Genomic DNA, 11,581 nt, shown 5'->3' with positions numbered 1-11,581 from the left:
CGCTGCGTCGCCAAAGTCGGCGTCGTCGCCCACCCGCAGCACCCACCCGCACCGCCCCGCACCGCCGAAATCGCCCGTCGCTTCCCCGAGGATCCTTCGCCGAGACACCCATGGCCGGTCACGAATTCTCCGAACCCGCGGACCGCAAGCGCAAACCCCTCGCCGATTCCGCATCGAGCGACCTGCGCGCGGTGGAACAGACACGCCTCCCCTGCGACCCGGCCTTCCGGCACGGTGTGGTGGTGGGCTTCGACGGCTCCACGTCCAGTGAGAGAGCCCTCGCGTATGCCATCGGGATGGCCCGGCGCTCCGGTTCCGGTCTGATCATCGTGCATGTCGCCAACCGGCTCCCCACCACGGTCTGGGCCGGCTGCGAGCCGCCCGTCTTCGTCGACGTCCCCGACCACCGCACCGAGGTGCTGGGGCTGGAGCTGGCGTGCGCGGACTACCTCTCCGAGGTGCCGTGGATCCTCGTCGAGCGGGGCGGGGACATCTGCCACGAGCTGGAGGAGGTCGGCCGGGAGTATTCGGCGGACGCCATCGTGGTCGGTTCCACGCACGGGATCGTGGGCCGGATCTTCGGGTCGGTCGCGGGTCGGCTCGCCAAGCGGGCACAGCGACCCGTTGTTGTCATTCCGTGACCCTCTGTAGGTCGGTTGTGTGGTTGTGAACCCATGTAAAGGGTAAATAAGTGCTGCTGGGACGCAGCAAACAACTGCAGATCGAAGGGAGCCCGCCGTGGACAATGGTGTCTCTGCGGGAAGCACGGCCTCGACTTCGACCCTCGGGAACATCGCCCTGGGTCTCACCCTTCTCGCGTTCGGTATCGGCCACACCGGCATCCTGAACGGTGTCACCGCCGCCGACTCCGTGTCACTCGCCATGTACGTCGGCGGCGCGGCCCTCTTCCTCCTCGGACTCGTCGAGTACCGCGGCGGCAACGGATTCAACGGCACCGCCTTCGCGGGCCTGGGCGTCTTCTGGTTCACCTGGGCCAAGGGCGCGGGCGGGGCGGCCTCCGCGGACGCCGCCGGAACGTTTCTGGTCCTCTTCGCGATGCTCGCGCTGACCCTCACGGTCGCCGCCGCGAGCGGTCTGTTCGGCCAGGGCGTCTACGCCCTGCTCACCCTCTCCCTGGTGCTGCTGGCGATAGCCGCGTTCGCGGACAGCTCCGCGCTGGCCAAGGTCGGCGGCTGGGTGGCGGCCGTGTCCGGCCTGCTCGCCTGGTACGGGGCCACCGCGGCCCTGGCCCACTGGCCGATGGCGCTCGGCAAGGCCTCGGGGCGCGGCGCGGTCGCCGCGGGGTGAGGCGTCACGACGAAGGCCCCCGGGGAATCCTCCCCGGGGGCCTTCGTCACGTTCGTGTGCGCGTACCGGCGTCGGAGCGCGGGACGCGCTCGAACCGTGCGACCCGCTCGGCGGTGGCGCGACCTACTCGACGGTCACGGACTTCGCCAGGTTGCGCGGCTTGTCGATGTCCCGGCCCAGGGCCAGGGCGGTGTGGTAGGCCAGCAGCTGGAGCGGGATGCCCATCAGGATCGGGTCCAGCTCGTCCTCGTTCTTGGGCACGAGGATGGTGTGGTCGGCCTTCTCCTGCTCCCGGTGGGCGACGGCGAGGATCCGGCCGCTGCGGGCCTTGATCTCCTCCAGCGCGGCGCGGTTCTTCTCCAGCAGGTCGTCGTCCGGGACGATCGCGACCGTCGGCATCGCCGGCTCGATGAGGGCCAGCGGGCCGTGCTTGAGCTCGGAGGCCGGGTAGGCCTCCGCGTGGATGTAGGAGATCTCCTTCAGCTTGAGGGAGGCCTCCAGGGCCACGGGGTAGCCGCGCACCCGGCCGATGAACATCATCGACTTGGCCTCGGCGTACTCGGCCGCGAGCCGCTTGATCTCGTCCTCGCCCTCCAGGATCTCCTGGATCTGCGACGGCAGCCTGCGCAGGCCCTCGATGATCCGCTTGCCGTCGGTGACCGACAGGTCGCGGATGCGGCCGAGGTGCACGGCGAGGAGGGCGAAGGCCACCACCGTGTTGGTGAAGCACTTGGTGGACACGACGCAGACCTCGGGGCCGGCGTGCACGTACACGCCGCCGTCGGCCTCGCGGGCGATGGCGGAGCCGACCACGTTGACCACGCCGAGGACGCGGGCGCCCTTGCGCTTGAGCTCCTGGACGGCCGCGAGCACGTCGTAGGTCTCACCGGACTGGGAGACCGCGATGTAGAGGGTGTCCGGGTCCACGACCGGGTTGCGGTAGCGGAACTCGGAGGCCGGCTCGGCGTCGGCGGGGATGCGGGCCATGCTCTCGATGAGCCCGGCGCCGATCAGGCCCGCGTGGTAGGAGGTGCCGCAGCCCAGGATCTTGACCCGGCGGATGCCGCGGGCCTCGCGCGGGTCGAGGTTCAGGCCGCCCAGGTGGACGGTGTTGAAGCGGTCGTCGATCCGGCCGCGCAGCACGCGGTCGACCGCGTCGGGCTGCTCGGAGATCTCCTTGTGCATGTACGTGTCGTGACCGCCCATGTCGTAGGAGGCGGCCTCCCACTCCACGGTCTCCGGGGTGGCGGTGGTCGTCGTACCGCTGGTGGTGTAGGTGCGGAAGTCGTCGGCCTTGAGGGTGGCCATCTCGCCGTCGTTGAGGGTCACGACCTGGCGGGTGTGGGCGATCAGCGCGGCGACGTCGGAGGCGACGAGCATCTCCTTCTCGCCGATGCCGAGGATGACCGGGGAGCCGTTGCGGGCGACGACGATGCGGTCGGCGAAGTCGGCGTGCATGACGGCGATGCCGTAGGTGCCCTCGATGACCTTGAGCGCCTCGCGGACCTTCTCCTCCAGGCTGTCGGCCTGCGAGCGGGCGATCAGGTGGGTGATCACCTCGGTGTCGGTCTCGGACGCGAAGACGACGCCCTCGGCCTCCAGCTTGGCGCGCAGCTCGGAGGCGTTGTCGACGATGCCGTTGTGGACGACGGCGACCTTGTTGTCGGGGTCCAGGTGCGGGTGCGAGTTGACGTCGCTCGGGGCGCCGTGGGTGGCCCAGCGGGTGTGGGCGATGCCGGTGGTGCCGGCGAAGCGCTTGGGGACGCGGGTCTCCAGGTCGCGGACGCGACCCTTCGCCTTGACCATCTTCAGCGCGGCGGCCTTCGGGCTGTTGACGACGATGCCCGCGGAGTCGTAGCCGCGGTATTCCAGTCGTGCCAGGCCTTCGAGCAGCAGCGGTGCCACGTCACGCTTGCCGATGTAACCGACGATTCCGCACATACGGTTGAGCCCCTCCTGAAGTTCGGTTCGTGTGCCCGGCCGGGCGCTCGGGTCCCGTGACCGGCTCAGCCGTAGACGATGCGGCGCAGCTGGCGGAGCGAGAGCTCCGGGGGAGCCACGGCGCGGTGCGGCAGTTCGGCCGCGATCCGTTCGAAGATCTCCGCGTTGACGGCGCCACCGGACTGGAGCTCGCGGTGGCGACGGCGGACGAACTCCTCGGTCGTCTCGTCGAAGTACGCCAGCACGTCGAGCACCACCCGGGCGGCCTCCCCGCGCTGGAGCGCGGTGCTGCGCACCAGGTGGTCGACGAGGTCGTCATGCGACGGGCGGCGATCGAGCACCTGTAGATAGTGACGGCCGAAGAGGAGGAACGCAAAGATCCTGCCCGATTTCGGGCAGGATCTCGCTGGTCTGGACCAGAGGAATGGGAAATTCCGGACGGGGAGGGTCAGAAACGACCCAGAATCGCCGCCTTCGCCGCGCTGAACTCCGCCTCGGTGAGGATCCCGCCCTGACGCAGCTCGCCCAGCTCCCGCAGCCGCCGCAGCAGGGTGTCGTGGTCCGCCGCCTCGCCGGCCAGGGCCGGACCCGACCGCTCCAGGGGTGTCGGGGCGGACGCGGGGACGGGCGCCGGGAGGGGCGCGGCGGGCGTCGGGTGCGGCATCCGTACGGCCACGGCCGCCGCGACCAGCGCCATCACCGGGTCCTTGCGCAGCCCGAAGAGCTCCACCGTGTACGGGTCGTACTTGGGCGGACCGGGCTGCGGGGCCCCCGCCAGGCTGAAGCGCAGCCAACCGTTCTCCAGCCCCCGCGCGGGGAACCACTGCACCCCGCCCAGCTCGGCCACCCGGAAGGAACGCGGACCGGAGGCGGTCTTGGCCTCCTCCGCCGTCCAACTCCAGTTCAGCGTGATCCGGTCCCCGTCGAACTCCGCCGTGCCGTCCCCCGCGCTCACCGTCAGCGGCACCGACGGGCCGGGCAGCAGGTAGCCGTGTGCCGGCCCCGGGTCGATCCCGTCGAGCAGCAGGGCGTTGCGGACCTCGTCCACGAAGTACTCCGCCACCCCCGTGCGGTCGTTGTCCACCGTCAACCGGTACGGGTCCGAGGCCTCCGGCAGCCGCCCGGCGGTCACCTGGAGGAGCGGGCACGCGCCGTCGCGCAGCCTCAGCCGCAACCGGCCCGCCTTGCGCCCCGGTTCGTGGCTGATGCCCCCGATCGCCCGCAGCGGAACCGCCACTTCACCGAGGGTCTGCCGCAGCACTCCGACCCCTTTGTCGCGACCGGGCACGATGCGCACCGTGTCCCCGTCGAAGGTCCACGTACCGTCCTTCTGGATGATTTCCGCCATTCCGGGATTCTCCCATCGGCCCACCCGTCGCGGCAGGAGGGCCGGTTGGCCTATACCTGAGCGCATGAGAGTCCTGCGACGCGCGCTCGGCACCCTCCTCGCCCTCGGAGCCCTCGGCGCCTCCGTCTCCTGCGCCCCCGCCCGCGGCGACGACGCCAGACCGGGCGACCGGCGGCCCGCGGCCCTCGCCCCCTACGAACGGATCCTGCCCGCGCCCGCCTCCGCGCGGGCCGAGGGCGCCGGCTGGGACTTCGGCGCGGGCGCGGTGATCCGTACCGGCCGGCGCGCCCCGGAGGAGGTGCGCCAGGTCGGCGAACTGCTCGCGGAACAGCTGCGCGGACCGAGCGGACTGCCGCTGCCCGTGGTCGACGGCGAGGACGGGGACGGAATCCGGCTCCTGATCGACCGGGGGGCGCGGGAGCTGGGCGAGGAGGGCTACCGCCTGCGGACCACCGCCTCCGGGGTCACCCTCACCGCCCGCACCCCGGCCGGCCTCTTCCGCGGGGGCCAGACGCTGCGCCAGCTGCTGCCGGTGCGGGGGACGGGGCACGTGCCCGGCGGCACCGTCACGGACGCGCCGCGCTTCGCGTACCGGGGCGCGATGATCGACGTGGCCCGGCACTTCTTCCCGGTCGAGCAGGTCAAGCGGTACGTGGACCAACTCGCCCAGTACAAGATCAACAAGCTGCACCTGCACCTGACCGACGACCAGGGCTGGCGGCTGTGGATCGACTCCTGGCCGCGGCTCGCCGAACACGGCGGCGCGAGCGAGGTCGGCGGCGGCCCCGGCGGGCACTGGACCAAGGAGGAGTACCGGGAGCTCGTCGCGTACGCGGCGCAGCGCTACGTGGAGGTGATCCCGGAGATCGACATGCCGGGCCACGTGAACGCCGCCCAGGCCTCCTACGCGGAACTGAACTGCGACGGCAAGGCGCGCGAGCGCTACACCGGCATCAAGGTCGGCTTCAGCTCGCTGTGCGTGGGCGAGGAGCGGACGTACGAGTTCGTGGACGAGGTCCTCGGCGAACTCGCGGAGCTCACCCCGGGCAGGTACCTGCACATCGGGGGCGACGAGGCGCACTCCACCCCGGAGGCGGACTACCGGGCCTTCATGGACCGGGCCCAGGCGATCGTCGCCCGGCACGGCAAGACGGTGGTGGCCTGGCACCAGCTCGCGAACGCCTCCCCGGCGCCGGGCGCCGTGCTCCAGTACTGGGGCCACGACAAGACGGGCGCCGCCGAGAAGGCGGCCGTGGCGACGGCGGCGAAGGCGGGCCACCCGGTGATCCTGTCCCCGGCCGACCGGGCCTACCTCGACATGAAGTACGACGCGACCACCAAGCCGGGCCTGGCCTGGGCAGGATACGTACCGGTGCGGCGCGGCTACTCCTGGGACCCGGGCCGCCACCTGCCCGACGTCCCCGAATCGGCGGTGCTCGGCGTGGAGGCCCCGCTGTGGACGGAGACGATCGCCACGCGCGCCGACTGGGAACTGATGGCCTTCCCCCGCGTCCTGGGCCTCGCCGAACTGGGCTGGTCCCCGCCCGCCGCCCTGGGCTGGGACACCTACCGCGCCCGACTGGCCGCCCAGGGCCCCCGCCTGGACGCGCAGGACATCGCCTACTTCCGCGCCCCGGACGTGCCCTGGGAGTGAGAAGGGCCCCGACCGGTGGGGTCGGGGCCGAACGCGCGCGGCGCGTCCGCGAAGAGGGCCGTCAGGGCTTCGCGGACGCGCCGGCGCGCGGTGGGGACGGGCGCGGTCCCGAGGGACCGTATTCGAGGATCCGCGCCCGTCCCGCGGTCACCGTCGGGCGAAGGCCGCGACGGGGTTCTTGAGGGTGCCGATCAGCTGGAGGGCCGCCGCCGGGTCGGCGAGGTCGACCATCTGCTTGTTGTTGCGCAGCTGGAGCCGGTTGAGGCAGGACAGCTGGAACTCCTGGGCGAAGAGGTCGTAGCGGGCGAAGCGCTCCTCCAGGGCCGGCATGGAGTCCTGGTACTCGTGGGCGCAGTCGGCGACCGCGCGCCAGAAGGCCTCCTCCTCGCAGATGCCCTCCGTCGCCAGGATCGAGCCCAGGAAGCGGAAGAAGCAGTCGAAGACGTCCGTGAAGACGGACAGGAGCTTCATGTCCTCCGGGATGTCGGCCCGCACGCGCTCCACGGCCGGCGGCAGGACCGCGTCCGGGTCCATGACCACGATCTCCTCGGCGATGTCCTTGAAGATCGCCCGCTGCACGACGCCGTCCTTGATGACCAGGATGGTGTTCTCGCCGTGCGGCATGTACGCGAGGTCGTACTGGTAGAAGCAGTGCAGCAGCGGCAGGAGGTACGCCCGCAGGTACGGCTTCAGCCACTGCGCCGGCGTCAGGCCGGACTCCTCGATCAGCGCGCCCACGAAGGAGCGGCCCTCGGAGTCCACGTGCAGGAAGGAGGCCATCGTGGCGAGGCGCTCGCCCTCCGCGAGCCCGTTGACCGGGGACTCGCGCCACAGGGCGGCCAGCATCTTGCGGTACGGCGAGTAGCGGTCCGTGGCCCGCTCGTACTGGCGGTGGTGGTAGCCGATCGCCGCGCGCTCGCGGATGATCGAGAAGTCGACCGACTTCAGGACCTCGTCCGACTCGATCAGCTGGTGCAGCCAGTCGTTGATCGCCGGGGTGGCCTCCATGTACGCCGCCGACAGGCCGCGCATGAAGCCCATGTTGAGGACCGAGATGGCGGTCTTCACGTAGTGCTTCGTCGGCGTCGTGGTGTTGAAGAAGGTACGGATCGACTGCTGGGCCAGGTACGCGTCCTCGCCCTCGCCGAGCAGCACCAGACGGCGATTGGCGATCTCGGCCGCGAAGGTGACCGTGGTCTTGTTCCACCACTGCCAGGGGTGGATCGGCAGGAAGTGGTAGTCGGCCGGGTCCAGGCCCAGGGCGGACAGCTTGGCGCCGAAGCCCGCGACGGCGGCCTCGCCCAGCTCGTCGCGCATGAACGAGTCGTGGTCCAGGCCGGCGCCGGCGGTGAAGGTGGAGACGTCCTTGTGGGCCGCCACCCACACCAGGTGCACCGGGCTCGCCGTCTCGGGGGCGTACGAGAGGTACTCGTGCACGCCGAAGCCGAGCCGGCCGTTGTTGGCGACGAAGCAGGGGTGGCCCTCGGTCATGCCCGTCTCGATGTCCTGGAAGGAGGACTTCGCGAGGACCGCGGAGGAGACCTGCGGCTTCGTGTACTTGTAGCCCGAGCCCGCCAGGGTGGAGGAGATCTCCTCCAGGTAGACCGGCAGGACCTCCGCGCTCAGGCCCAGGGCGCGCTGGAGCTCGATGTGGAAGTCGATGGCGTCCAGCGGCAGCTCCTCGCCGGCGCGCAGCCGGGTGATCGAGGACTCCTCGACCGCCCAGTGGTCCAGGGCGTGCAGGACGGCCGTGAAGCGGTACTCGACGTCGCCGTCGTCGGTCGGGACGCGGTAGCGGTCCCCGCCGAGGGGCTCGGGGGTCAGCAGGCGCTCGTGGGAGAACTCCGCGAGGGCCTTGCGGACCAGGGCGCGGTTGGCGCGGGCCCACAGCTCGGGGGAGAGGTGGGAGATGGCGTCGGACAGGCTCATATCGACTCCCGCTGGGTGGCCTCGAACTGCTCGCGGGTGCAGAAGCTGAGGAGGGCGACCTTCTCGGGCTTCTGGACCTCGCGCTCGGGGACGAAGCCGACGGCCTCGTTCAGGGCGTGGACGGCCTTGTTGCCGACGTCGGGCTCGACGACGACGCGCCGGTTGGCGGGGTCGGCGAACAGGGCGGCCATCACCGTCGTGATCACGGCGCGGGTGAAGCCGCTGATGGGGTTCTCGGTGGGGGCCACGAGGAAGTGCATGCCGACGTCGCCGGGCTGGGCGTCGTAGAGGCCCACCAGCTCCAGGTGCGCCGGGTCGTAGCTCTCCATCAGGAAGGCCGGGCGGCCCTCGTGCAGGCCGATGAAGGCCTGGTGGTGCTCGTGCGTGGTGATGCGCACGTACTCGCGCTCCACCTCGGTGAGCGAGGCGTCCTGCATCATCCAGAACGAGGCCTTGGGGTGGGTGACCCAGCCGTGGAGGAGCTCCGCGTCGGAGAAGGGGTCCAGCGGGCGGATCTCGAAGCTGCCCAGGACCGCGTCGACGCGGGTGAAGAGGACTTCGGCGGTGGTGCTCATACGTGCGTGCCTTCCGGGGCGGAGAACTGCTGGAACGCGATGGACTTCTCGACCTTGTAGTACTCGCGGCCGAGCAGCTCTCCGACGATGTACGCGTTGCGGTACGCGGCCATGCCCAGGTCGGGGGAGGTCAGGGAGTGGTTGTGGGTCGTGCCGTTCTGGAGGTAGACCCCGCGACCGGTGGTGTCCACGCTGTAGTTGCGGGCGGCGTCGAGGCGGCCGCGGCCGTCGAAGTTGAGCCGCTCGCGCACCGGGGCCAGGAAGTCGGGGACGACGTACTTGTAGCCGGTGGCCAGGACCAGGCCCTCGGTGGTGAGGGAGAAGTCCCGCTCCTGCTCCTCCTGGCGCAGCCCCAGGGTGTAGGTGCCCGTGGTGGTGTCGTACGCCGTGCTGTTCAGCGAGGTGTTGGTCAGCAGGGTGGTCGGGACGGGGCCCGGCATGTCGATCTTCTTCTGGTAGAGCAGGTCGAAGATGGCGTTGATCAGGTCGCCGTCGATGCCCTTGAAGAGGTTCTTCTGCTGGGTCTCCAGCCGGTAGCGGGTGTCCTCGGGGAGGGCGTGGAAGTAGTCCACGTACTCCGGGGAGGTCATCTCCAGCGTCAGCTTGGTGTACTCCAGCGGGAAGAAGCGCGGGGAGCGGGTGACCCAGTTCAGCTGGTAGCCGTGGACGTCGATCTCGGTGAGGAGGTCGTAGTAGATCTCCGCCGCGCTCTGACCGGATCCGATCAGGGTGATCGACTTCTTCTTCTGGAGCTCCGCCTTGTTGGGTACGTAGGCCGAGTTGTGCAGGAAGTCGCCGCCCAGGTCCGCGCAGGCCCCCGGGACGTGGGGCGAGGTGCCGGTGCCCAGGACCAGGCGGCGGGCGCGGTGGGTGTCGCCCTTGTCGGTGTGGACCTCGTACAGGCCGGCGGCCTCGTCGTAGGTGACCTCGGTGACGGAGGTCGAGTACAGGACGTTGTCGAGGCGGTCGGCGGCCCAGCGGCAGTAGTCGTTGTACTCGGCGCGCAGCGGGTAGAAGTTCTCGCGGATGTAGAACGAGTACAGCCGGTCCTTGTCCTTCAGGTAGTTCAGGAAGGAGAAGGGCGAGGTCGGGTCCGCGAGGGTGACCAGGTCCGACATGAACGGCGTCTGGAGGTGCGCGCCGTCCAGGAACATCCCCGCGTGCCACTCGAAGTGCGGCTTCGACTCGATGAACAGACCGCTCAGCTCGTCGATCGGCGCGGTGAGGCAGGCGAGTCCCAGGTTGAAGGGACCGAGGCCGATGCCGATGAAGTCGTGGGGCTCAGTGGTGGACGGCAAGGGATTCTCCCAGGAACTGCTCGGCGTGTGCGGCGAGGAGGTCGAGGACGGCAGCGATGTCGGCCGTCGTGGTCTGCGGGTTGAGGAGGGTGAACTTCAGGTACTGCTTGCCGTCCACCTTGGTGCCGGCGACGACGGCCTCACCGGAGGCGAACAGCGCCTTGCGGGCGTGCAGCTGGGCCTCGTCGAGGTGGTCGGCGGGGACCGCCTCGCCGGGCAGGTAGCGGAAGACGAGGGTGGAGATCTGCGGCTTGACGACGACCTCGAAGCGCGGGTCGGCGTCGATGACCTCCCAGCCGGCGGCGGCCAGGTCGACGACCTGGTCGAAGAGGGAGCCGAGGCCGTCGGCGCCCATGACGCGCAGGGTCATCCAGAGCTTGAGGGCGTCGAAGCGGCGCGTGGTCTGGATGGACTTGTCGACCTGGTTGGGGATGCGCTCCTCGGCCATGCGGCGCGGGTTCAGGTAGTCCGCGTGGTACGTGGCGTGCTTGAGGGTGTCGCGGTCGCGGACCAGCATGGCGCTGGAGCTGACGGGCTGGAAGAACGACTTGTGGTAGTCGACCGTGACCGAGTTCGCCTGCTCGATGCCGTCGAGGAGGTGCCGGCGGGTGGGGGAGATCAGCAGGCCGCAGCCGTAGGCGGCGTCCACGTGCATCCACGCGGAGTGCTCGGCCGTCAGGCGGGCGATCTCGGGGAGTGGGTCGATGGACCCGAAGTCGGTGGTGCCGGCGGTGGCGACGACGGCCATCGGGAAGAGGCCCTCGGAGGCGCAGTTCTCCAGCTCCAGCGCGAGGACGGAGGTGTCCATGCGGCGGTTGCGGTCGACGGGCACGGAGATGACGGCCTCGTACCCCAGGCCCAGCATGGCGGCCGACTTCTTCACGCTGAAGTGGCTGGCCTCGGAGGTGAAGATGCGCAGCTTCGGCAGCAGTTCGGCCTTGGTCAGGCCGATGCCGACCTCCTGGGCCCGCTGCATGACGATGCGGCAGGCCTCGTCGCGGGCCAGCAGCAGCGCGTGGAAGTTGGACTGGCTGCCACCGGAGGTGAAGACGCCGTCCGCGCCCTCGCCGAAGCCGATGCGGCCGGCGGTCCACTCGATCAGGCGGCGCTCGATGAGCGTGCCGCCGATGGACTGGTCCCAGGTGTCGAGGGAGGAGTTGACGGCCGACAGGACGGCCTCGCCGACCACCGCGGGGATGACCACCGGGCAGTTGAGGTGGCCCAGGTAGCGCGGGTGGTGGAAGTAGACGGCGTCGCGCAGGTAGACGTCCTCCAGCTCGGCGAGCGCGGCGGAGGCGTCGCCCAGCGGGGCGTCGAGGTCGATCCCGTTGATGACCGGAGCGAGTTCGTCGACGGATATCCCGGTGTGGGGCCGTTCCGTGGTGGCGAGCTTGGCGGCGACGCGGTCGACGCCCTCGGTGACAGAACGACGGTAGAGATCCGCGGTCGTCTCGTTCAGCAGATGCTGGCGCATCAACTTTCCTCCGGGCAGGGGCAGAAGGGGCGTGGGGTGCGACGATTAGGTTAG

At 70.4% G+C, this 11,581-nt stretch carries 10 protein-coding genes; 3 read left to right on the top strand and 7 right to left on the bottom strand.

Features of this window, described 5'->3' with window-relative positions; translation table 11 throughout:
* Positions 1-110: 110 nt before the first annotated feature.
* The gene (locus tag ACZ6ZI_RS03830; protein WP_363054416.1) at positions 111-641 is read left to right on the top strand and encodes a universal stress protein; all 531 of its coding nucleotides are present in this window, start codon (positions 111-113) and stop codon (positions 639-641) included.
* Between the two features lie 97 nt (positions 642-738).
* Positions 739-1,308 carry an acetate uptake transporter gene (locus tag ACZ6ZI_RS03825; protein WP_363054415.1) on the top strand — a complete coding sequence of 190 codons (570 nt, stop codon included), beginning with the start codon at positions 739-741 and terminating at the stop codon, positions 1,306-1,308.
* A 123-nt stretch (positions 1,309-1,431) separates the two neighbouring features.
* Here ACZ6ZI_RS03825 and glmS read toward each other — a convergent pair whose 3' ends face one another.
* The 3 genes from glmS to ACZ6ZI_RS03810 all read right to left on the bottom strand — a co-directional run bounded on the left by glmS (position 1,432) and on the right by ACZ6ZI_RS03810 (position 4,597).
* The gene (gene glmS, locus ACZ6ZI_RS03820; RefSeq protein ID WP_469515361.1) at positions 1,432-3,249 is read right to left on the bottom strand and encodes a glutamine--fructose-6-phosphate transaminase (isomerizing); all 1,818 of its coding nucleotides are present in this window, start codon (positions 3,247-3,249) and stop codon (positions 1,432-1,434) included.
* A gap of 65 nt (positions 3,250-3,314) precedes the next feature.
* Complete coding sequence (locus ACZ6ZI_RS03815; RefSeq protein WP_030008735.1) at positions 3,315-3,590, bottom strand: hypothetical protein; 276 nt, start codon at positions 3,588-3,590, stop codon at positions 3,315-3,317.
* Between the two features lie 107 nt (positions 3,591-3,697).
* Positions 3,698-4,597 carry a DUF4429 domain-containing protein gene (locus ACZ6ZI_RS03810; RefSeq protein WP_469515358.1) on the bottom strand — a complete coding sequence of 300 codons (900 nt, stop codon included), beginning with the start codon at positions 4,595-4,597 and terminating at the stop codon, positions 3,698-3,700.
* A 64-nt stretch (positions 4,598-4,661) separates the two neighbouring features.
* On the opposite strand from ACZ6ZI_RS03810, the gene ACZ6ZI_RS03805 reads away from it, so the two are divergent.
* On the top strand, positions 4,662-6,251 hold the full coding sequence (locus tag ACZ6ZI_RS03805; RefSeq protein WP_469515355.1) for a beta-N-acetylhexosaminidase: 1,590 nt from the start codon (positions 4,662-4,664) through the stop codon (positions 6,249-6,251).
* 147 nt (positions 6,252-6,398) lie between these two features.
* Here ACZ6ZI_RS03805 and ACZ6ZI_RS03800 read toward each other — a convergent pair whose 3' ends face one another.
* From ACZ6ZI_RS03800 to ACZ6ZI_RS03785, 4 genes are read right to left on the bottom strand one after another with little or no spacing between them, the layout of a single operon-like run.
* The gene (locus ACZ6ZI_RS03800; RefSeq protein ID WP_469515352.1) at positions 6,399-8,180 is read right to left on the bottom strand and encodes an IucA/IucC family protein; all 1,782 of its coding nucleotides are present in this window, start codon (positions 8,178-8,180) and stop codon (positions 6,399-6,401) included.
* Complete coding sequence (locus ACZ6ZI_RS03795; RefSeq protein ID WP_363054409.1) at positions 8,177-8,755, bottom strand: GNAT family N-acetyltransferase; 579 nt, start codon at positions 8,753-8,755, stop codon at positions 8,177-8,179. Before ACZ6ZI_RS03795 ends, ACZ6ZI_RS03800 begins: the two co-directional genes overlap by 4 nt.
* On the bottom strand, positions 8,752-10,053 hold the full coding sequence (locus ACZ6ZI_RS03790) for a lysine N(6)-hydroxylase/L-ornithine N(5)-oxygenase family protein (protein ID WP_469515349.1): 1,302 nt from the start codon (positions 10,051-10,053) through the stop codon (positions 8,752-8,754). The genes ACZ6ZI_RS03795 and ACZ6ZI_RS03790 overlap by 4 nt, the downstream gene beginning before the upstream one ends.
* The gene (locus ACZ6ZI_RS03785) at positions 10,037-11,527 is read right to left on the bottom strand and encodes a pyridoxal phosphate-dependent decarboxylase family protein (RefSeq protein ID WP_469515344.1); all 1,491 of its coding nucleotides are present in this window, start codon (positions 11,525-11,527) and stop codon (positions 10,037-10,039) included. Before ACZ6ZI_RS03785 ends, ACZ6ZI_RS03790 begins: the two co-directional genes overlap by 17 nt.
* Positions 11,528-11,581: the final 54 nt, after the last annotated feature.

This window comes from Streptomyces sp. NPDC103540, from assembly GCF_055584445.1.
Note: the sequence above shows the minus strand (reverse complement) of the source record. Positions and strands in the feature narration are given on the sequence as shown.